This window comes from Kribbella sp. NPDC050459, from assembly GCF_040655315.1.
Taxonomy (GTDB): domain Bacteria; phylum Actinomycetota; class Actinomycetes; order Propionibacteriales; family Kribbellaceae; genus Kribbella.
This window is the reverse complement of sequence record NZ_JBFAJQ010000002.1, coordinates 365,380-385,152: the sequence shown is the minus strand read 5'-3', so window position 1 is coordinate 385,152 and position 19,773 is coordinate 365,380. Positions and strand designations below refer to the sequence as shown.

At 70.3% G+C, this 19,773-nt stretch carries 19 protein-coding genes; 12 read left to right on the top strand and 7 right to left on the bottom strand.

What is annotated here, in order from left to right; translation table 11 throughout:
- Nucleotides 1-135 precede the first annotated feature (135 nt).
- The 3 genes from AB0I12_RS07690 to AB0I12_RS07680 are packed head-to-tail and all read right to left on the bottom strand — an operon-like array spanning nucleotide 136 to nucleotide 3,954.
- Nucleotides 136-2,253, bottom strand: coding sequence for an alpha/beta hydrolase-fold protein (locus tag AB0I12_RS07690; protein WP_359926078.1), 2,118 nt, complete (start codon nucleotides 2,251-2,253; stop codon nucleotides 136-138).
- A gap of 47 nt (nucleotides 2,254-2,300) precedes the next feature.
- Complete coding sequence (locus tag AB0I12_RS07685; protein ID WP_359926076.1) at nucleotides 2,301-3,092, bottom strand: enoyl-CoA hydratase-related protein; 792 nt, start codon at nucleotides 3,090-3,092, stop codon at nucleotides 2,301-2,303.
- A gap of 43 nt (nucleotides 3,093-3,135) precedes the next feature.
- Entirely contained in the window at nucleotides 3,136-3,954 is an 819-nt protein-coding gene (locus AB0I12_RS07680; protein WP_359926073.1) for a PaaX family transcriptional regulator C-terminal domain-containing protein, read from the bottom strand.
- 177 nt (nucleotides 3,955-4,131) lie between these two features.
- On the opposite strand from AB0I12_RS07680, the gene AB0I12_RS07675 reads away from it, so the two are divergent.
- Nucleotides 4,132-4,299: a DUF3117 domain-containing protein gene (locus tag AB0I12_RS07675; protein ID WP_355476735.1), complete on the top strand. Its 168-nt coding sequence runs from the start codon at nucleotides 4,132-4,134 to the stop codon at nucleotides 4,297-4,299.
- A 130-nt stretch (nucleotides 4,300-4,429) separates the two neighbouring features.
- The gene (locus tag AB0I12_RS07670; protein WP_359926069.1) at nucleotides 4,430-5,950 is read left to right on the top strand and encodes a leucyl aminopeptidase family protein; all 1,521 of its coding nucleotides are present in this window, start codon (nucleotides 4,430-4,432) and stop codon (nucleotides 5,948-5,950) included.
- Nucleotides 5,951-5,966: 16 nt separating this feature from the next.
- On the opposite strand, the gene AB0I12_RS07665 is transcribed toward AB0I12_RS07670, so the two are convergent.
- The gene (locus AB0I12_RS07665) at nucleotides 5,967-6,947 is read right to left on the bottom strand and encodes an alpha/beta hydrolase (RefSeq protein WP_359926066.1); all 981 of its coding nucleotides are present in this window, start codon (nucleotides 6,945-6,947) and stop codon (nucleotides 5,967-5,969) included.
- Between the two features lie 73 nt (nucleotides 6,948-7,020).
- On the opposite strand from AB0I12_RS07665, the gene AB0I12_RS07660 reads away from it, so the two are divergent.
- Both AB0I12_RS07660 and AB0I12_RS07655 read left to right on the top strand, forming a co-directional pair.
- Nucleotides 7,021-7,584, top strand: coding sequence for a TetR/AcrR family transcriptional regulator (locus tag AB0I12_RS07660; RefSeq protein ID WP_359926063.1), 564 nt, complete (start codon nucleotides 7,021-7,023; stop codon nucleotides 7,582-7,584).
- Nucleotides 7,585-7,589: 5 nt separating this feature from the next.
- Complete coding sequence (locus AB0I12_RS07655) at nucleotides 7,590-8,450, top strand: helix-turn-helix transcriptional regulator (RefSeq protein WP_359926061.1); 861 nt, start codon at nucleotides 7,590-7,592, stop codon at nucleotides 8,448-8,450.
- Here AB0I12_RS07655 and AB0I12_RS07650 read toward each other — a convergent pair.
- The 3 genes from AB0I12_RS07650 to AB0I12_RS07640 all read right to left on the bottom strand — a co-directional run bounded on the left by AB0I12_RS07650 (nucleotide 8,422) and on the right by AB0I12_RS07640 (nucleotide 11,614).
- Nucleotides 8,422-9,660, bottom strand: coding sequence for a hypothetical protein (locus tag AB0I12_RS07650; protein ID WP_359926058.1), 1,239 nt, complete (start codon nucleotides 9,658-9,660; stop codon nucleotides 8,422-8,424). The two genes, AB0I12_RS07655 and AB0I12_RS07650, sit on opposite strands and share 29 nt — an antisense overlap.
- A 69-nt stretch (nucleotides 9,661-9,729) precedes the next feature.
- A complete protein-coding gene (glgA, locus tag AB0I12_RS07645) occupies nucleotides 9,730-10,887 on the bottom strand; it encodes a glycogen synthase (protein WP_359926055.1) in 1,158 nt (385 codons plus the stop codon).
- 184 nt (nucleotides 10,888-11,071) lie between these two features.
- Nucleotides 11,072-11,614, bottom strand: coding sequence for a GNAT family N-acetyltransferase (locus tag AB0I12_RS07640; protein WP_359926052.1), 543 nt, complete (start codon nucleotides 11,612-11,614; stop codon nucleotides 11,072-11,074).
- A gap of 64 nt (nucleotides 11,615-11,678) precedes the next feature.
- Here AB0I12_RS07640 and glgC point away from each other — a divergent pair, with 64 nt between their 5' ends.
- The 8 genes from glgC to AB0I12_RS07600 all read left to right on the top strand — a co-directional run bounded on the left by glgC (nucleotide 11,679) and on the right by AB0I12_RS07600 (nucleotide 19,773).
- The gene (glgC, locus tag AB0I12_RS07635) at nucleotides 11,679-12,956 is read left to right on the top strand and encodes a glucose-1-phosphate adenylyltransferase (RefSeq protein ID WP_359926049.1); all 1,278 of its coding nucleotides are present in this window, start codon (nucleotides 11,679-11,681) and stop codon (nucleotides 12,954-12,956) included.
- Nucleotides 12,953-14,185 carry a kynureninase gene (gene kynU / locus AB0I12_RS07630; RefSeq protein WP_359926046.1) on the top strand — a complete coding sequence of 411 codons (1,233 nt, stop codon included), beginning with the start codon at nucleotides 12,953-12,955 and terminating at the stop codon, nucleotides 14,183-14,185. The genes glgC and kynU overlap by 4 nt, the downstream gene beginning before the upstream one ends.
- Nucleotides 14,182-15,483: an NAD(P)/FAD-dependent oxidoreductase gene (locus AB0I12_RS07625; protein WP_359926044.1), complete on the top strand. Its 1,302-nt coding sequence runs from the start codon at nucleotides 14,182-14,184 to the stop codon at nucleotides 15,481-15,483. The genes kynU and AB0I12_RS07625 overlap by 4 nt, the downstream gene beginning before the upstream one ends.
- Before the next feature lie 147 nt (nucleotides 15,484-15,630).
- Nucleotides 15,631-17,133 (top strand): 2-hydroxymuconic semialdehyde dehydrogenase, encoded by a 1,503-nt coding sequence (locus tag AB0I12_RS07620; protein ID WP_359926042.1) that lies wholly within the window; start codon nucleotides 15,631-15,633, stop codon nucleotides 17,131-17,133.
- Nucleotides 17,130-17,543 (top strand): RidA family protein, encoded by a 414-nt coding sequence (locus AB0I12_RS07615; protein ID WP_359926039.1) that lies wholly within the window; start codon nucleotides 17,130-17,132, stop codon nucleotides 17,541-17,543. The genes AB0I12_RS07620 and AB0I12_RS07615 overlap by 4 nt, the downstream gene beginning before the upstream one ends.
- Before the next feature lie 3 nt (nucleotides 17,544-17,546).
- A complete protein-coding gene (locus AB0I12_RS07610) occupies nucleotides 17,547-18,062 on the top strand; it encodes a 3-hydroxyanthranilate 3,4-dioxygenase (RefSeq protein ID WP_359926037.1) in 516 nt (171 codons plus the stop codon).
- Nucleotides 18,059-19,054, top strand: a complete 996-nt coding sequence (locus AB0I12_RS07605) for an amidohydrolase family protein (protein WP_359926034.1) — start codon at nucleotides 18,059-18,061, stop codon at nucleotides 19,052-19,054. Before AB0I12_RS07610 ends, AB0I12_RS07605 begins: the two co-directional genes overlap by 4 nt.
- Complete coding sequence (locus tag AB0I12_RS07600) at nucleotides 19,051-19,773, top strand: alpha/beta hydrolase (protein ID WP_359926032.1); 723 nt, start codon at nucleotides 19,051-19,053, stop codon at nucleotides 19,771-19,773. Before AB0I12_RS07605 ends, AB0I12_RS07600 begins: the two co-directional genes overlap by 4 nt.

The following is a 19,773-nucleotide window of genomic DNA, read 5'->3' as shown; positions in this document are numbered from 1 at the left end:
ACTGAACGTGATGAAGTGTCGGCGGGCTCCCCGGCTGTCAGGTGGTTGTCCGGCCGTGACTCGCCCTGCCGGAACGTGGTCGTGGGGCCCACCAAACGTTCAGAAGGGGGTCCGGGCTGTGGCCCGGACCCCCTTCTACGGAAGCTTGTTCGTGCCGTCCGCGGTGAAGGCGGTCCGGAACACGTCGGTTCCGGTCAGCCCGGTCAACTGGGTGCCGGCGGACGTCGTGGTGAGGTAGAGATTCGCTTCGGCGTAAGCGTCTGCCGCATCGTCGTCCGCCGTGCCGAACTGTCGCGTCCAGGTCCGCGTCCGGTCGGGCGCGTACTTCGCCAGCACACCGTCGAACTTGCCCAGTGGTGCGACCAACGATCCGTCGGTGAACCCGCCGACGTGGACAGCGCCGCCCGGATCGACAGCGATCGCGGCCGCCTTGTCGTTCCCGGTGGTTCCGAACTGGTCCCGCCACGTCATTACGCCGTCCGCGTCGGCACGAGCAACCAGGATGTCCTTGTCGCCGTTCAGCGTTCCCGCGAAATCGCCCGCGGTGTAGCCCGCCAGATATACGCCGCCCACCGGATCGGCCGCCATACCCCACACCTCGTCGGACGCCGCCGTGCCGAACTGCTTCGTCCACACCGCATCGCCCCCGGCCGAGTAGCGCGCCAGGAACCCGTCGATCCCGCCGGCCGACGTGCCGAGCTCGCCGGCTGTCATGCCCGCCAGGTAGACCGCGCCGCCCGACACCGCGACCGCCATCCCCTTGTCCTCGCCCGCGCTGCCGGTCTGCCGCAACCACACCTGCTTCCCGTCGGCGTCGAGCCGCGCGACGAACACGTCCTTGTCGCCCTGGTTCGCGCCGCCGAGCGCGCCCTTCGTGTAGCCGCCGACGTACACCGTGGTCCCGTCGACCGCCAGCGAGTAGCTCCGATCCGCCACGCCCGGTACGCCGAACTGCGTCAGCCACCGCCGGTTCCCGTCGGCGTCGTACTGCGCCACGAAGGCGTCGTCCGTGGCGTTCCCCGGATGCGCACCGTCCAGGTCGCCATTCGTGTACCCGGTCACCACGACGCGTCCGTCCGCGTCCACCGAGACGCCGTACGCGCGCTCCGTCCCGCCGGTGCCCAGCGATCGCGTCCACTCCCGCGACCCGTCGGGGCGGAACTTGACCAGCGCCACGTCCGTCCCGCCGGCGTACGGCTGCCCGTCCAGCGCGCCCGCCGCCGCGACCGCCTGATAAACGTTGCCTGCGGCATCTGTCGCGATCCCGCCGGCGCGGTCCTCGCCCGGCGTACCGGTGATCGCCGCCTGCATCGGCGTTGCCGGCGGCTTCCCGAGGTACTGGAAGACGTACTTCGCGCCTTCGGCGAACGTCGGGCCCCACACGTCCCAGTCGTGGCCGCCGTCGACGACGCGGAACTCCGATGTCAGGGTCGGCACCCGGGACGCCTGGTTGAACACGACATGTGCCTCGAAGTCGAGGTCATGGGTCGCGTCGACCGCTCGGGGGTTCTTGTACTCGTCGTCGCCGACCGCGATGAACAGGTGCGAGCGCAGCCCGGTGGCGGCGAACGACTTCAGCGCGGCCGGCCAGTTCAGCTTCAGGTACGTCGCCTCCACGAACGGGTCCTTGCCCTTGCCGAAGGCACCGAATTCACGGGTGCTCGAATCGCCCGGCGGCAGCGGGAAGTACACCGCCGGGCTGAGCGCGATCGCGGCGCCGAACAGGTCCGGGTGCGCGAGCGCGTACCGCAGCGCGCCGGCGCCGCCCATCGAGTACCCGGCGATCGCCCGGCCGCTGCGATCCGCGACCGTGCGGTACGTCGCGTCGACGTGCGGCACGAGGTCCTCGAGGAACGCGGTCTCGACCGGCCGTCCCGGATCGGTTCCGGTGTAGGCCGAGTCGACGTACCAGCTCGCCCGGCTGCTCCACGGCGCGTCCGGCATGATCGCGATCGTCGGCGGGATCTCACCGCCGCCGATCAGCTCGTCCAGCCGGCTCTTCACCTGCGTCCAGGCGCTCATCGAGTCGCCGCGCCCGTGCAGCAGGTAGATCACCGGGTAGCGCTGCGCCGACGCGTCGTACCCCGCCGGCAGGTAGACGTTGTAGTTGATGTTCTCGCCGAGCGTCGCCGACCGCACGGCGGCCGGCGCGATGGTGCCCGGGGGGACGGCCGGCGTCGCGGGGGACCCGGGCACGACAAAGCTTCCGACCAGCGTGGCGGCGGTCAGAACAGGCAGCAGCAGTTTCCTCACAGGTCAGGTTGTAATCGCTTACGTAAACGATTACAAGACCTGGCCGCTCAGCGGCCGCGGAAGGTGGGCTTCTGCTTGGCGACGAAGGCGTCGACGGCGTTGCGGTGGTCCTCGGTGCCGCCGGTGAGCTGCATCTTGGTCGCCTCGAACGCGATCGACTCGGCGAGTGTGTGGCTGGCCGAGTAGCCGATGGACTGCCGGACGGCCCCGTATGCGACGGTCGGGCCGGCCGCGAGTTTCCCGGCCAGTTCGGCGACCGCGCCCTCCAGGCCGTCGGCCGGGACGACCGAACTCGCCAGGCCGAGGTCGAGGGCCTCGGCGGCCGGGATGGTGCGCGGGAAGTACAGGAGCTCGAGCGCCTTCGCCTGGCCGATCAGGCGCGGGAGGGTCCAGGAGATGCCGGTGTCGCAGGACAGCGCGATCCCCGCGAACGCGACGTTGAAGCCCGCGGTGTCGGCCACGATCCGGAAGTCGCACGCGAACGCCATCGACGCGCCGGCCCCGGCCGCGACGCCGTTCACCGCCGCGATCACCGGCTTCGGCATCTCGGCGAGCGCCAGGGCGATCGGCGCGTAGTGGTCCGGCACGGTGCTCCACAGCGCGGCCTGGTCGTTGGCCTGCAGCAGCCCGATGTGCTCCTTCAGGTCCTGCCCGACGCAGAACGCCCGTCCGGTTCCGGTCAGGACGACGACCCGTACGGCAGGGTCGTCGGCGGCGGCCTGGATCGTGTCGCGGAGCAGGACCTTGGTCGGCGTGTCGAGCGCGTTCATCGCCTCCGGCCGGTTGAGGGTGACGGTCGCGACACCTTCGGCGACGGCGTACGTGACGAGATCACTCATCGTGGTCAGCTCCTTGACTGTCAGTGAGATTCAGGCGGGATTTTCAGTGCTGGGTCAGGCAGTTGTCGACGAAACGCCCGGCCGCGGGGCTCAGTCGTTCGGCGTGGAAATCGAAGAACGCGGCGGCCTTCGTCCCGGCCCAGCCGGCCGGCAGCAGCTCGTCCGGAAGCCCCGGATCGCGGAACAGGAACTTGCGCCACTCGTGCACCAGCTCGGACCGGACCGCGAACGCCTGCTCGTCGCCCGTCTCGGCGCCGGCGGCGTCCACCACGGCCTTCGCCTCGATCAGCCAGGCCTCGTACGACGCGCCGAGCTCGTCGAGTTTCCAGACCCGCCGGGCGAACGCCGGAGCGCCGCTGTCGACCGGGGCGCGGAACCGGTCCGCGGCGATGCCCTCCGCCGCGAGGATCTGGTCGACCTCGGCGTCGTTGCGCAGCCCGACCCAGGCGCCGTCGGACAGCGGAGCCCAACCCAGGAAGGAAAGTTGGCCAACCAGCTGGTCGCGGCGGCGGGCGTTCGGGACCTCGCGCAGGATGCCCAGGTGCCAGTGCCGGTCCCAGTCGCCCGGGCCCTCGGAACCGGCCGCCACCGGTGTGCCGTCGGGCGCGGTGCGGTAGATCCGGACGGCCGCGTCGTCGAGGCGGCGACGCGCCCGGGCGGTCAGCGCGTATCCGGGCTGGCCGTCGATCCGGACCGGCTCCAGCCAGCCCTGCCGGACCATCCGGGAGACAGCTGTCCGGACCGCGGGCGGATGGACGCCGAGCGGCGCCAGCAGCCGGACGAGAGCGGCGACCGGAGCCTGCGCACCTCGCGCGCGCAGGTGATCGCCGTACAGGTCGAAGAGGGCTGAACGGGCGTGCACAAGACTCGAGTCTGCCGTATGGTGCACGCCTCTGGCCCGGGATCGGGAATAATGGGGCCTGACACACACAGATACACACTGCGATACGCGCCGACGGCGCATCACCGCAACGGCGCCGGCGACGGAACGTCTGCGCGGTGTCGTCGCTCAACACCGACACTGGGAAGGGGTGCGCGCATGGCGGCGATGAAGCCGCGGACGGGCGATGGTCCGCTCGAGGTCACCAAGGAGGGCCGCGGGATCGTGATGCGGGTTCCGCTCGAGGGCGGCGGCCGGCTCGTCGTCGAGCTCAACGCCGAAGAGGCGACCGAGCTCGGGAACGCACTGAAGGCCGTCGTCGGCTGATCACATCCTCCGGGGGTGACCTTCGCCCCTGCCTTTCACCGGCCCCGGTGGGTGCCGCTCTTTTCGGCACCGGCCGGGGTCGTTACGGTTTGCTTTGCCCTGTCTGATCAAACAGTGAGGTTCGACCCAAGTGGCTCGCCGCAGCAGCACGTCTGTTTTTCCCAGTCTTCCGGTCGTTGCCTGGCAGCCCGGTCTGCCGGTGCACGGGTCGTCGACGTGGGTGATCGTCGTCGGTGCCGAGGACGGTCTTCCGGCGGCCGCGAAGGAAGCGGGGAAGCGACTCGGCGTCGACCTCGACCGGTTGTACGAGGCGCAGTGCGGCACCGGGTTCAGTCCGTCCGCGGGCGCCACGGCGGCGTACCCGCTGCTGACCGGTGACGTCGCCGAGATCCTGCTCGTCGGGGCCGGCGACCTGAGCGCCAAGGACCTGCGACACGCCGGGGCGGCGGTCGCGCGGTTCGGTCGCGGCAAGGACGAACTCACCACTGTCGTTGCCGAAGGCATCGACGATGCGAGGCTGCAGGCGTTCGCCGAGGGCGTGGTGCTCGGCTCGTTCTCGTACACGCAGAAGACGGTCGACCCGGGCAAGCCCGCGGTCGGCACGGTGACGCTGACCGACGGGTCGGCCGCGGTGCGGCAGCCGGCGATCGACCGCGGTGTGGTGATCGGGCGCACCGGCTGGCTGGCCCGGCAACTCGCGATCACCCCGTCGAACGAGAAGGACCCGGCCTGGCTGGCGGCGCGCGCGACCGAGGTCGCCGCCGCGACCGGCCTCGAGGTGACGGTCTGGGACGAGAAGAAGCTCGCCGCGGACGGCTTCGGCGGCATCCTCGCGGTCGGCCAGGGCTCGACCCGGCCGCCGCGGTTCGTCCGGCTCGACTACACGCCCGCGGGCGCGACCAAGAAGACGCCGTACGTCGTACTGGTCGGCAAGGGCATCACCTACGACACCGGCGGCCTGTCGCTGAAACCGCGCGAGGGCATGGTGTCGATGAAGCGCGACATGACCGGCGGCGGCTCGGTGATCGCCACGATGTCCGCGCTGCGCGACCTCGGCGCGAACGTCCGGGTCACCGGCCTGGTCTGCGCCGCGGAGAACATGCCGTCCGGTTCGGCGTACCGTCCGGACGACGTGATCCGGCACTTCGGCGGCCGCACCACCGAGGTGAAGAACACCGACGCCGAGGGCCGCTTGGTGCTCGCCGACGGGCTCGCGTACGCCGTGCAGGAGCTGAAGCCCGACGTGCTCGTCGACATCGCCACGCTGACCGGTGCGATCAAGGTGTCGCTCGGCGCGATGCTGTACGGCGGGATGTTCGCGACCGACGACGCGCTGGCGGACAACCTCGCGGATGCCGGCCGGGTGTCCGGTGAGGAGCTGTGGCGGATGCCGCTGCCGGCCGAGTACGAGGAGCTGATCTCGACGCCGATCGCCGACTCGGTGAACAGCTCGAAGGGCCCCGGCTCGATCACGGCGGCACTGTTCCTGAAGGCGTTCGCCGGCGACGTCCCGTGGGCCCACCTCGACCTGTCGTCGATCGCCGAGTCCCCGGCCGACCGCTTCGAGTACTCCGTCGGCGCGACCGGCGCCGGCGCCCGCCTGCTCAGCACCTGGCTGTCCTCCGACACGCCGACCTCCGGCATCGGCTGATCGGGGCTCGTGGCAACTACCTGAAGCGGTCGCGGAGGAAATCGACGATGCGGTCGCGGGCCGGGCGGGCCTGCGGTACCAGGCCGGGCATGCTGATGAACGCGTGTCCGGCCTTGGGGTACTCGCTGACGGCGACTGTGGTGCCCGCCTCCCGCAGCCGCTCGGCGTACACGCGCCCGTGGTCCGCGACCGGGTCGAGCACCGGGATCACCAACAGCGTCGGCGGCAGCCCGCCGAGGTGGTCGGCGTACAGCGGTGACACCGGGCGCGGATCCGTCCCCTCCGGTACGGCGAGGCGGCGGAAGAATGTGAGCGACTCGCGGGTGAGCGTCGGCGTGTCCGGGTACTGCCGCACCGAGTCGTAGTCGAGCGCGGTCGAGGTCACGTCGACGCAGGCATTGACCAGCACCTGCGCCCGCAAGGACAGTCCCGCGTCGCGGGCCCTCAGTGCGGAGAGTGCGGCCACCATCGAGCCTGCGCTCTCGCCGGCCACAGCGACCCGGGTCGGGTCGATGCCCCACTCGGACGCGTGCTGGAACACGTGCCGCAGGACGTCCCAGCCGTCGTCGACCATCGCCGCGAGCGGAGTCTGGTGGTCCATCAGCCGGTGCTCGACGGAGATGACGACCGCGGACGCCCGCGCGGCGACGTGGCTGTTGATCCAGTCGCACTGCACCGCGGTGCCCACGTAGCCGCCCCCGTGCACATGCAGGACCAGCGGCAGTGTGCCCGAGTTCTTCGGGCGGTGCACCCGAACCCGGATCGTGCGGTCGGCGAGCCGGACCTGCTGCCAGCTGATGGTCACGCCGCTGTGCGGGATGCCGGTGAGCAGGCGGGCGAAGCGGGAGTTGACGATCCGGTTCGCGACTTCGCCGAAGGCGGCGAGATCGGCCGGCGTCATCGACCGGTAGTCGGGCTCCTTGCGCACGGAGTAGACCAGGCGGACGCCCAGAGGGGCCCGCTGTGCGGGCGGGGCCAGGGTGGCGGATCTGTTCATCGAGCACCGTCCTTGCGGTTTCGCTACGACTGGTATCGATACCGAAGGTAGCATAACTCGGTAAGGTGGGCTCATGGCTCCCAGCACACGGCCGCCCGGCCGGCCCCGGTCGAGTGTCGACGCGGAGGTGTTCGCCGCAACGCTGGCGACGATCCACGAGCTCGGCTACACCCGGGCCACGGTCGACCGGATCGCGGCGGCGACCGGGATCGCGAAGACGACGATCTACCGGCGGTGGCCGTCCAAGGGCGCGCTCGTGACCGCGTGCCTGGTCGACACCTTCGGCCCGCTGCCCCCGGCCGGCCGCGACCGTGCGCAGGACCTGGCCGCGGCGATCCGCTTCGGGGCGCGCCGGATCGCCGAGCCCGGGGTCGCGGCCGCGTTCTCCGGCGTTTTCACGGACGCGATCGGTGATCCGGAGCTGCGCGAGATCCTGTCCACGCAACTGCAGGACCCGTACCGGAAGGTGCTCATCGAGTCGCTCGGGTTGTCCGAGCAACGCGTCCTGTTCTTCATCGACGTCGTCATCGGCACGCTGCTGCACCGCATGGGCATGACCGGTGAACCGATGGTCGAGTCGGATGTCGAGGCCCTGATCGTGATGCTCCAACGCGAACTGGAGGGTTGGTTACCGTAGATCGCATGGACGGTACGAACGCCTTGGGCGACTACCTCCGGGCCCGGCGTGAGCAGGTGCGGCCCGAGGACGTCGGCATCCGGAGTATCGGCGTGCGCCGCGTCCCCGGGCTGCGGCGCGAGGAGGTCGCACTGCTCGCGGGCATCAGCTCCGACTACTACCTCCGCCTGGAGCAAGGCAGGGACCGCAACCCGTCGGTGCAGGTGCTCGAGGCGCTCGCCGGCGTACTGCGGCTGGATGCCGACGCCACGGCGTACCTGCTCGGGCTTGCGCAGGAGCGCTCCGTCCCGAGACAGCAGCCGCGGGGCGAGCAGGCTCCGGAGAGCATCGTCGAGCTGATCACCGGGTGGCCGAACAATCCGGCGTACGTGCAGAACAAGTACACCGACGTCCTCGCGGTCAACGCGCTCTGTGCGGCGCTCTCACCGAACTACGCCGTCGGCGTCAACCTGCTGACCGCCGTCCTGCTCGACCCCCGCGAGCAGGACCTGCGCCGGGACTGGGACGAGCTCACCGAGGAAGGCGTCGCCGTGCTGCGCTCCGAGCTCGGCCCGAACGTCGACGACGCGCGGCTGAAGGACCTGGTGGGCGACCTGTCGGTCCGTAGCGAACGGTTCCGGCAGTTGTGGGCGCGCCACGAGGTGCGGCCCCGGCGCGGCCGGCTGAGCAAGCTCACTCATCCGGAGGTCGGGGACCTCGACCTCCGGTCGGACAAGCTGACGATCGGCGGCACCGACAACGTGACGCTGGTCGTCTTCCATGCCGTGCCGGGATCGCGCGACGAGGAGTCGCTCGCCCTGCTCGGCAGCCTGGTCGCCCCTCAGGACGCACCCCGCGTCAGGCCCAGCGAGCATAGGCCCGAATGATCTCCGGGAACGCCGCGAACGCCGTTCCCACATGGTCGACGGCGCCCATCGAATGCACCGTCACGCTCGCTCCACGGGAGCGCAGGGACGCAGCGCACGAGTCGGCGTTGGAGGCGACCACGTCGGTGTCCTTCGTTCCGTTGTAGAGGTGCACCGGGACGCGCGGCGTCCAGTCCTGGCAGATCCGGTCGGCCTGCCGGAGTGCCTGCAGGAACCGGCCGGCGGGGTACTGCAGCCGCTCGGCGAACTCCGGCGTGAACAGCTTCTCGGGCGAGTCCGGCAGGCCGGCGACGATCTCCTCGAAGGTGTGTGAGCCGTCGAACAGTCCCTCGACGGTCGCCGCGTACGGCGCCTGGAACGCCTCGCGCGGATCGTCGTACAACCCGACGGTCCGGTTCCACGCGGTCACGAAGTAGCCGAGGTAGAACGTGGCGGTCGGCGGGATCACCCGCCCGTCGAAGGCGGCCGGGAACTCCTGCCCGAGCAGGTCGTACGGTCCCGCGACTGCGCGGATCGCGCCCAGCCGGAACGGCCCGGCCTCGCCGCGGCTCAACGCGCGCCCGAACGCCAGCGAGGCGCGACCGCCCTGCGAGAACCCGGTGACGAGCACGTCCCGCTTCAGCGCCACCCCGTGCCGGGCCGCGAACGTCCGCGCGGCCGTCAGCAGATCCACCGACGCGGAGGTCTCGGTCTTCGTGTCGATGTACGGATGCAGGCCCGGCCCCGCGCCCAGCCCGAGGTAGTCGGGCGCCACGCCCACCAGCCCCTGACCCGCGAACAGCGCCGTGACCAGGCGATCCGTCGACGTGTCGTCGACCGAGGCGGCGTCCTTCTTGGTGGCGCTGGTGCCGTGCAGGTACTCCACCACGGTCAGCGCGCCGCGGCGGCCGTCCGGGAGTACGACGATGCCGCTCGCCGTTGTCGGACGGCCGTGAGTGTCGACCGTCCGGTAGATCAGCCGGTGCGCCGTGACGCCGTACGACGAGCGCGGCGCATTGGGGAAGTCGGCTGCCGCCGCGTCGAGCTGGGCCGCTGTCAGGTGGGCGATCGGCGTTGCCGAGACGACTGCGCCGCGCAGACCCAGGACCGTTGCGGCGGCGGGGTTGAAGGCTGCCGGTTGGTTTGTTGCCGCGAAGGCGGCCGCCGGGTAGGCGAGCAGGGCGGCAGTGGCGAGAGTGGCGGCGACCGTCTTGGTCAGGCGAGAAGTCATACCTCAACCCAACCGCCGCTGGCCCCCGCGGAGAATGGTGCGAACTCCCGGACGCAGGTGGGGTTTTGCCTACCCGAGCAGGCTGGTGTACAGCTCGACGGTGCGTTGCGCGACGGCGTCCCACCCGAACTGCGAGACCGCGCGTTCGCGCCCTGCCTTGCCCATCGCCGACGCCTTGGCCGGGTCGTCGACGAGCGCGTTGATCCCGTCCGCCAGACCGCGCTCGAAGGTGTCCGTGTCGTGCTCGTCGTACGGCACCAGGATGCCGGTCACGCCGTCGTCGACGACCTCGGGGATGCCGCCGACCGCGCTCGCGACGACCGCGGTCTCGCAGGCCGTCGCCTCCAGGTTGACGATGCCGAGCGGCTCGTAGATCGACGGGCAGCAGAACGCCAGCGCGTGCGTCAGCACCTGCCGGACCTCTTCGCGCGGCAGCATCTCGGAGACCACGAACACGCCGTCCCGGGCCAGCCGCAGGTCGTCGATCAGCGCGTCGGTCTCGGCCTTCAGCTCGGCCGTGTCGGCCGCGCCCGCGAGCAGTACGAGCTGCACCGAGGGGTCCAGCCGCAGCCCGGCCCGGAGCAGGTGCGGCACGCCCTTCTGCCGGGTGATCCGGCCGACGAACGTCACGTACGGACGGCTCAGGTCGACGCCGAGCCGCTCGAGCACGTGCGTCGACGGATCCGGCCGGTAGAAGTCCGCGTCGATGCCGTTGGAGATCACGTGCACGCGCGCCGGGTCGATCGACGGGTAGCAGTCGAGGACGTCGGTCCGCATCCCGCGGCTGACCGCGACCACGGCGTCGGCGGCCTCGTACGCGGTCCGCTCGGCCCAGCTCGACAGCCGGTAGCCGCCGCCCAGCTGCTCGGCCTTCCACGGCCGGCGCGGCTCCAGCGAGTGCGCGGTCACCACGTGCGGTACGTCGTACAGCAGCTTGGCCCAGTGCCCCGCCATGTTCGCGTACCAGGTGTGCGAGTGCACGAGCTGCGAGCCGCCGACCGCCGCGGTCATCGTCAGGTCGGTGGACAGGATCCGCAGCGCGGCGTTCGCGTTCGGGATCCGCGGGTCGTCCTCGGAGTGTGCGGTCGCGCCCTGCCGGGGCTCGCCCATGCAGTGCACGTCGACGTCGATCAGCCGGCGCAGCTCGCGGACCAGGAAGTCCACATGCACCCCCGCCCCGCCGTACACGTCCGGAGGAAACTCACGCGTCAGAATGGCGACCTTCATAAGCTCCGACCATAGGGCATATCGCCCGATCCCGCGCCTACTGCGCGGCACTCGGCACGGCACCTCGCCGCACGGGAGCAAAGGCCACGATGCTCCGCATCGAGACCTTCGCTCCCGCGCGCCGATGCACCGCACCGAGCACCTGCTCGCGACGGCGCGGGATCGGGCGACATGCCCTCGGTCATCAAACGACGTGTGTCGGCACCCAGAAGCGCAGCTTTCCGTGTCGTTCGTCTTCCAGTTCGCCGCCGGCTGCCTCGATCACCTTGCGCGACGCGGTGTTGTCCAGGTCGCACGTCACCAGGGCGGGGTCGATGCCGAGCCCGGCGGCGATCGGCAGCGACTGGACGAGCATCTGGGTCGCGTACCCGTTGCGGCGGGCCGACGGGCGGACGAAGTACCCGATGTGCCCGCCGACCTCGGTCAGCGCCGGCGTCAGCTCGTGCCGGATCGAGAGCCGGCCGAGGAACTCGACGCCGTCGACGAACCACAGCACGGTCTGGTGCACGAACCCGGCCGGCAGCACCGTCGCCGGCTCGGCCTCGCTCCTGATCGCCTCGACCAGCCGGTGGAACTCGCCCGGGTCGGCGGCCTGCTCCCGGGTCCACTCGGTGTCGTCGGCGAGTGACCGGGTGCCCATCCAGCGCTCATGATCCGGACCGAGCTCGTCCCAGGCCGCGAGAAACGAACGGTGAACGGCGACGGACGGAACGATGAGGATCGGCATCCTCACAGTGTCGCGACACGAGCAACCGCTTATGCAAGAGGGCTCCCGGCGTTAAGGTGCGGACATGGCAAAGGCGCCCAGAGTTCTCGGAATCGTGTTGGCCGGTGGCGAGGGGAAGCGGTTGATGCCGCTGACGGCGGACCGGGCCAAACCGGCCGTGCCGTTCGGCGGCAGTTATCGCCTGATCGACTTCGTACTGTCGAATTTGGTCAACGCCGGTTATCGAAATCTCTGTGTGCTGACGCAGTACAAATCGCATTCGCTCGACCGGCACGTCACGCTGACCTGGCGGATGTCGACGTTCCTCGGCAACTACGTGACGTGCGTCCCGGCGCAGCAGCGGCTCGGCCCGCAGTGGTACCAGGGCAGCGCGGACGCGATCTACCAGTCGATGAACCTGATCAACGACGCGGACCCGGAGTACATCGTGGTCTTCGGCGCCGACCACGTGTACCGGATGGACGCCTCGCAGATGGTCGCCGCGCACATCGAGCGCGGCAACGGGGTCACCGTGGCCGGCATCCGGGTGCCGCGCGTCGAGGCGACCGAGTTCGGCGTCATCAAGACCGGCGCCGACGGCCAGGTGATCGAGGAGTTCCTGGAGAAGCCGGCCGACCCGCCGGGGCTGCCGGACTCCCCGGACGAGACGTTCGCGTCGATGGGCAACTACGTGTTCACCCGGGACGTGCTGGTCGAGGCGCTGCGCAAGGACGCCGCGAACCCGGCGTCGCGGCACGACATGGGCGGTGACATCGTCCCGATGCTCGTTGCCGAGGGCAAGGCGGGCGTCTACGACTTCAAGGACAACGACGTACCGGGCGCCCTGGACCGGGACCGCTCGTACTGGCGGGACGTGGGGTCGCTGGACTCCTACCACGAGGCGCACATGGACCTGGTGTCGATCCAGCCGGTGTTCAACCTGTACAACCACGACTGGCCGATCTTCACCTCGCACCCGCAGCTGCCGGGCGCGAAGTTCACCGACGACGCGACGGTCGGCGAGTCGATCGTCTGCCAGGGCTCGATCGTGTCCGGCGCGCACGTGGACCACTCGGTGCTCGGGTCGAACGTGATCGTCAGCGCCGGCGCCGACATCCAGCGCTCGGTGATCATGGACAACTGCCGGATCGGCAAGAACGTCGTGCTGAAGAACGTGATCCTGGACAAGAACGTCGTCGTCCCGGACGGCACCGAGATCGGCGTCGACCAGGACTACGACCGCGAACGCGGCTTCACCGTCTCCAAGGGCGGCGTCACGGTGCTCGGCAAGGGACAGGTGATCGAGCCGCCGAAGGCCGCGATGTCCGACCAGGCCGGCGCCGACGAGGTCACCGAGGCGTGAGCACGCAAGCCGACGCGCTGCAGCTCGATGCCGCGGATCCCGGGCACCGGGAGCTGTTCGACGTACCGCCGGCGCAGGGCGGCGACCACCCCGAGGTGGCGTACTTCGCCGGCAACTCGCTGGGGCTCCGGCCGAAGGCGACCCGGGCCGAGCTGCTCCAGGACCTGGACTCGTGGGCCGCACTCGGCGTCGAAGGCCATCTCGACGCCGAGCGGCCCTGGCTGCCGTACCACGAGCTGCTCACCGGTCCCGCGGCGCGGCTGGTCGGCGCGTTGCCGAGCGAGACGGTCGTGATGAACACGCTCACCGTCAACCTGCACCTGTTGATGGTGTCGTTCTACCGGCCGACGCGGTCGCGGCACCGGATCGTGATCGAGGACTCGGCGTTTCCTTCGGACAGCTACGCCGTCCGGTCGCAGGTCCGCTTCCACGGGTACGACCCGGAGGACGCGGTCGTCCGGTTGCGCCCGCGGCCGGGGGAGAACAGCCTGCGGACGGCGGACGTCGTCGAGCAGCTCGGTGGCGACGTGGCGCTCGTCCTCCTCGGCGGCGTGAACTACCTGACCGGCGAGCTGATGGACATCCCGACGATCACCAAGGCCGGTCACGCGGCCGGCGCGGTCGTCGGATGGGACCTCGCGCACGCGGCCGGCAACGTCCCGCTGGCGTTGCACGACTGGAACGTGGATTTCGCGGCGTGGTGTTCGTACAAGTACCTGAACTCCGGTCCGGGCGCGATCGCCGGTGCGTTCGTGCACGAACGGCATCTCGGCGGGGACCTGCCGCGGTTCGAGGGCTGGTGGAGCACGGAGGCGAAGACGCGGTTCGAGATGACGCCCGAGTCGCGGCCGCCGGCGAGCGCGGACGCGTGGCAGGTGTCCAACCCGCCGATCTTCTCGATGAGCCCGGTGCGGACCTCGCTGGAGATCTTCGACCGGATCGGCATCGACGTCCTGCGGGAGCGGAGCGTGCGGCTGACGGCGTACCTGTCGGAGCTGCTCGCGGGCTTCGACGTCATCACGCCGAGCGACCCGGCGCGGCGCGGGGCGCAGCTGTCGTTGCGGGTCCGCGGCGGGGCGGGGGAGCTGTCGCGACGGTTGCGCTTCGAGTACGGCGTGATCGCGGACTCCCGGGAGCCTGACGTATTGCGGCTCGCGCCGGTGCCGCTGTACTCGACGTACCACGACTGCTGGCGGGCCGCATCGGCGTTGGCCGGGGTGATGGCATGAAGGTCGCGATCGTCGGCGCCGGCCTGACCGGCTCGCTGCTCGCGTGTTTCCTCGCCCGGCGCGGGTTGTCCGTGACGCTGTACGAGCGCCGCCCGGATCCGCGGGTCGCCCAGGTCGAGCGGGGCCGATCGATCAACCTGGCCATCTCCGAACGCGGACTGCACGCGCTGCGGCGGATCGGCCTGGTCGACGAGGTGATGGCGGACGCGCTGCCGATGAAGGGCCGGATGATCCATCCGGTCGCGGGGCCGCTGGACTTCCAGGCGTACTCGGCGTCGGGGGACCGGGCGATCAACTCGATCAGCCGCGGCGCGCTGAACAACGCCTTGCTGTCGGCCGCGGCGGCCGCCGACGGCGTGACGGTCGAGTTCGAGCACCGGCTGGTGGAGCTCGATTCGGCCGCCGGGCAACTGGTGTTCGCGACCCCGTCCGGGAAGGTCTCGGCGACGGCCGACGTGGTGCTCGGCGCCGACGGCGCGGGGTCCGCGGTCCGTGAGCAACTGCTTGCCGAGGGCATCGTCGCGGAGGACGTGGACTTCCTCGACTACGGGTACAAGGAGCTGTCGATCCCGGCCGACGACGGCGAGTTCGCGCTGGATCCGGGCGCGCTGCACATCTGGCCGCGCGGTACGTCGATGATGATCGCGCTGCCCAACCCGGACCGCTCGTTCACCTGCACGCTGTTCTGGCCGGCCGGGTCGTTCGACGCGCTGACCACGGCGGACGCGATCTCGGCGCACTTCCGCGAGCACTATCCCGATCTGTTGCCGCTGGCCCCTGATCTGGTCGACGACTACCTGAACAACCCGGTCGGCGTGCTCGGGACCGTGCACACGCTGCCGTGGCAGGCGCACGGACGGACGGCGCTGCTCGGCGACGCGGCGCACGCGATCGTCCCGTTCTACGGCCAGGGCGCGAACTGCGCGTTCGAGGACGTGGTCGAGCTGGACCGCTGTCTCGACGACACCGGCGGCTCGTGGGCGCGGGCCCTGCCGCTGTTCGAGACGCGCCGGCGGGAGAACACCGAGGCGATCGCGGAGATGGCGCTGGCCAACTTCGTCGAGATGCGCGACAAGGTCGCCTCCCCGGTCTTCCGGCTGCAGAAACAGGTGGAGCACGCGCTCGAACGCCTGCTCCCGGGCCGGTACGTCTCCCGCTACGAGCTGGTCTCCTTCTCCACCACGCCGTACGCCGAGGTCCAACGCCGCGTCCGCCGCCAGCAGCAGGTGCTGGGCGCGGCGGCGGTCGCCGTTGCCGGAGCCCTCCTCACCCTCGCCCGCCGAAGGCTCCGCCGATGACCGCGCGAACCCCCGCGCCGCGCCCGCCGCTCCGCGCGCGAGGGGATAACCCCGCGCGTTGGGGGTTCTTCGCTGGTATGCCGACGAAGAACCCCTCACACCAGCGGATAACCCCGCGACTGTCACCGCCCGGGGAGGTGGGATCGGATGAGCTTGTGGTCGCCTGAGTTGCTGACGGGGCAGCCCGCGGCGGTTGGGTTGTTGCGACACTTTGTCGGTGGATCGTTCGTGGAGAGTTCCTCGCGGTTCGCCAAGGTTTCGCCGGTGACGGGGGAGCAGATCTTTGATGTCTGTGAGGCCGATGAGGCGACTGTCGATGCGGCTGTGGGGGCGGCTCGTGCTGCGCTGAAAGGCCCGTGGGGGCGGATGAGCGAGCAGGAGCGCGCCGTCGTACTACGGCGGGTCGCGGACGGGCTCGAGCGGCGCTTCGAGGACCTGGTGGCGGCCGAGGTCGGCGACACCGGGAAGTCGATCAGCCAGGCGCGCACGCTGGACATCCCGCGCGGCGCGGCGAACTTCCGCGCGTTCGCCGACTTCGCGACGACGCTGCCGACCGAGTCGTACGCGACCACGCTGCCCGACGGGCGACGGGCGCTGAACTACGCCGTCCGTAAACCGGTCGGTGTGGTCGCCATCGTCGTCCCGTGGAACCTGCCGCTGCTGCTGCTCACCTGGAAGGTCGCCCCAGCTCTCGCCTGCGGGAACGCTGTCGTGGTGAAGCCGTCCGAGGAGACGCCCGCGTCGGCGACCGTGCTCGCGGAGGTGATGGCGGAGGCCGGCGTACCGGACGGTGTCTTCAACCTGGTGCACGGCTTCGGCCCGTCGTCGGCGGGGGAGTACCTGACCCGGCACCCGGGCGTGGACGCGATCACGTTCACCGGCGAGTCGGCGACCGGGACGGCGATCGCGAAGGTCGCGGCGGACCGGGTCAAGGCGGTGTCGTTCGAACTCGGCGGCAAGAACGCCGGCCTGGTCTTCGCCGACGCCTCGCTCGACGACGCCGTCGAAGGCTCGGTCCGCTCGACCTTCACCAACGGTGGCCAGGTCTGCCTTTGCACCGAACGCCTCTATGTGCAGCGACCGGTGTTCGACGAGTTCTGTACGCGCCTGGCCGCGCGCGCCGCCGAGCTCACGTACGGCTGGCCCGCCGACGAGGCCACCACGAACATGCCGCTGATCTCGAAACAACACCGCGACAAGGTCCTGTCGTACTACGACCTCGCTCGGGCCGAAGGCGCCGAGGTGGTGACCGGCGGCGGCGTACCCACCTTCGGGGACGCCCGCGACGGCGGCTGCTACATCCAGCCGACCGTGGTCACCGGTCTGCCCGAAGACGCTCGGACGAATCGCGAAGAGATCTTCGGCCCGATCTGTCATGTCGCCCCGTTCGACACCGAAGAGGAAGCCTTCGCCCTGGCCAACGACAGCGACTACGGCCTCGCGGCGACGGTCTGGACCCGGGACGTGGGCCGGGCCCACCGTGCCGGCGCCGCTCTCGACGTCGGTCTGTGCTGGGTGAACACCTGGTTCCTCCGCGACCTGCGCACGCCGTTCGGTGGCGTGAAGCTGTCGGGCGTCGGGCGTGAGGGCGGGCGGCATTCGGTGGACTTCTACACCGAAACGACGAACGTCTGCGTGGAGCTGTCATGACCGTCGTGCCCGGGAAGGCCACGCCGCGCGGCCGGTTCCCGCATGTGAAGGTCAGCGGCGGCTTCGCCTTCGTGTCGGGTACGTCGAGCCGGCGGCCGGACAACTCGATCGCCGGGGCCTCGGTGGACTCGATGGGCACGGTGTCACTGGACATCCGCGAGCAGACGCGGGCGGTGCTGGAGAACATCCGTGACATCCTGGCGGCGGTGGGCGCGGGACTCGAGGATCTCGTCAGCGTCACGACGTACCTGGTGTCGATGAACGACTTCGGGGGGTACAACGAGGTGTACGCCGAATTCTTCGACGAGTCCGGGCCGGCCCGGACGACCGTCGCAGTGCATCAGCTGCCGCATCCCCAGCTGCTGATCGAAATCCAGGCCGTAGCGGCGATCCCGCACGAGGAGGAGTGAGTGATGGTCAACCTGGAGTCGACGAACTTCCCGCAGTGGATCGAGGAGAACAAGCACCTGCTGAAGCCGCCGGTCGGCAACAAGCAGATGTTCCCGACCGGGGACGACTTCATCACGATGGTGGTCGGCGGCCCGAACCAGCGCACCGACTTCCACGTCGACCCGTACGAGGAGTTCTTCTACCAGATCTCCGGCGAGCTCAAGGTCAACGTGATGACCGACGACGGCCCGGCGACCGTCGCGGTCAACGCCGGCGAGATGTGGGTGCTGCCACGGAACATGCCGCACTCGCCGCAGCGCGGCCCGAACTCGATCGGCCTGGTGATCGAGCGCGTCCGGGAGCCAGGCGTGCTGGAGAAGTTCCGCTGGTACTGCGCGAGCTGCGACGGGATCGTCCACGAGGTCGAGCTCCAGGTCAGTGACATCGTCGCCGACCTGCCGCCGGTCTTCAAAGCGTTCTACGACAGCGAGGAAGCCCGCACCTGCCCGAACTGCGGCACGGTGCACCCGGGTAAATGACCGTCGACGTCCACACCCACCTGGTACCCCACGGCTGGCCGGACCTCGCGGCGGCGTGCGGTGGGGACGGGTGGCCGTGGCTGCGGATCGACTCCGAGCGGGCCGCGATGATCATGGTCGGCTCGACGGAGTTCCGCCCGATCGGACCGCAGGCCTGGGATCCGGCCGTCCGGCGCGCCGATATGGATGCCGACGGCATCGATCTTCAGGTGGTGTCGCCGACCCCGGTGTTCTTCGGGTACGAGCGTCCCGCGGCGCAGGCCGTGAAGCTGGCCGAGATCTTCAACGACCTCACTCTGCAGACGCTGGCCGGCGACGACCGGTTCGTGCCGTTCTGCCAGGTGCCGCTGCAGGATCCGGACCTGGCGTGCGCCGAGCTGGACCGGTGCCGCGCGGCCGGCCATGTGGGGGTGGAGATCGGCAACCACGTCGGCGACAAAGACCTGGACGACGCCGGGATCGTTGCCTTCCTCAACCATTGCGCCGCGACCGGTACGCCGGTGCTGGTGCACCCGTGGGACATGCCGGGCGGCCCGCGGCTGGATCGCTGGATGGCGCGCTGGCTGACCGGGATGCCCGCCGAGACCCATCTGTCGGTGCTGGCGATGATCCTCGGCGGCGCGTTCGACCGGTTGCCGCCGTCGCTGCGGATCTGTTTCGCCCACGGCGGCGGGAGTTTCGCGTTCTGGCTGGGGCGGCTGGAGAACGCCTGGCACCGGCGCGGCGACATCGTCCGTGGTTGCTCCGAGCATCCACCGTCGGCGTACCTGGACCGGATCCTGGTCGACACGGTCGTGTTCGAATCAGCGCCTTTGCGGCTCCTTGTCGATACCTTGGGGGAAGACCGCGTTCTGGTCGGCAGTGACTATCCCTATCCACTGGGTGAGCGGCCGGTCGGGGAGGTGGTACGGAAGGCCGGCTTCCTGACCGCGGAGCAGCAGCACAAGTTGCTGACGTCGAACGCCCTGCGTTATCTCGGGAGGTCTGAATGAGTGAGGACCGATCGGTACTGTCGCGCAAGGCGCCGGAACCGGACCAGGAACTGCGGTACGGCGCCCACGCGGACCAGGTGATCGACTACTGGCCCGCGAAGGAGTACCGGCCGCTGATCGTCTTCCTGCACGGCGGCTTCTGGCGGCCGGAGTACGACCGGGTGCATGCCCGCTCACTGGGCGCGGCACTGTCCGACCTCGGCTGGCCGGTCCTCTCCGTCGAGTACCGCCGCGAGCCCGGCAACCCGGACACCACCACCGCTGACATCCGTACGGCGCTGGACGCGCTACCCGACCTCGTGGACGTCCACGCGGGCTACGTGCTGATGGGGCACTCCGCAGGCGGCCAGCTGGCGCTGTGGGCCGCCTCCACCCTCAACCCGGTCCGGCTACGCGCTGTCCTCGCCCTCGCCCCGGTGGCTGACCTGTTGATGGCCGACCAGCGCATGATCGGCGACAGCGCCGTCCAGGCCTTCATCGGCGGCGGCGTCCGCAACGACCTGGACCCGGTCCACCTCCCGGCCTCCATCGCCCCCGTCACTCTCATCCACGGCGCGAACGACACCGTCGTCCCCATCGCCGTCACCGAGTCCTACTTCTCCGCCCACCCCACAGCCCACCTCCACCGCGTCCCCCACTGCGGCCACTACGAACTGATAGACCCCCAGTCCGACCCCTGGCACGACGTAACCACCGAACTAACCCGCCTGACGAGCTAG

Coding starts and splice junctions, on each gene's coding strand:
- AB0I12_RS07685 (WP_359926076.1), bottom strand. CDS start 3,092: ATGAGTGATCTCGTCACGTACGCCGTCGCCGAAGGTGTCGCGACCGTC.
- AB0I12_RS07675 (WP_355476735.1), top strand. CDS start 4,132: ATGGCGGCGATGAAGCCGCGGACGGGCGATGGTCCGCTCGAGGTCACC.
- AB0I12_RS07665 (WP_359926066.1), bottom strand. CDS start 6,947: ATGAACAGATCCGCCACCCTGGCCCCGCCCGCACAGCGGGCCCCTCTG.
- AB0I12_RS07660 (WP_359926063.1), top strand. CDS start 7,021: ATGGCTCCCAGCACACGGCCGCCCGGCCGGCCCCGGTCGAGTGTCGAC.
- AB0I12_RS07655 (WP_359926061.1), top strand. CDS start 7,590: ATGGACGGTACGAACGCCTTGGGCGACTACCTCCGGGCCCGGCGTGAG.
- AB0I12_RS07650 (WP_359926058.1), bottom strand. CDS start 9,660: ATGACTTCTCGCCTGACCAAGACGGTCGCCGCCACTCTCGCCACTGCC.
- glgA (WP_359926055.1), bottom strand. CDS start 10,887: ATGAAGGTCGCCATTCTGACGCGTGAGTTTCCTCCGGACGTGTACGGC.
- AB0I12_RS07640 (WP_359926052.1), bottom strand. CDS start 11,614: ATGCCGATCCTCATCGTTCCGTCCGTCGCCGTTCACCGTTCGTTTCTC.
- glgC (WP_359926049.1), top strand. CDS start 11,679: ATGGCAAAGGCGCCCAGAGTTCTCGGAATCGTGTTGGCCGGTGGCGAG.
- AB0I12_RS07625 (WP_359926044.1), top strand. CDS start 14,182: ATGAAGGTCGCGATCGTCGGCGCCGGCCTGACCGGCTCGCTGCTCGCG.
- AB0I12_RS07620 (WP_359926042.1), top strand. CDS start 15,631: ATGAGCTTGTGGTCGCCTGAGTTGCTGACGGGGCAGCCCGCGGCGGTT.
- AB0I12_RS07615 (WP_359926039.1), top strand. CDS start 17,130: ATGACCGTCGTGCCCGGGAAGGCCACGCCGCGCGGCCGGTTCCCGCAT.
- AB0I12_RS07610 (WP_359926037.1), top strand. CDS start 17,547: ATGGTCAACCTGGAGTCGACGAACTTCCCGCAGTGGATCGAGGAGAAC.
- AB0I12_RS07605 (WP_359926034.1), top strand. CDS start 18,059: ATGACCGTCGACGTCCACACCCACCTGGTACCCCACGGCTGGCCGGAC.
- AB0I12_RS07600 (WP_359926032.1), top strand. CDS start 19,051: ATGAGTGAGGACCGATCGGTACTGTCGCGCAAGGCGCCGGAACCGGAC.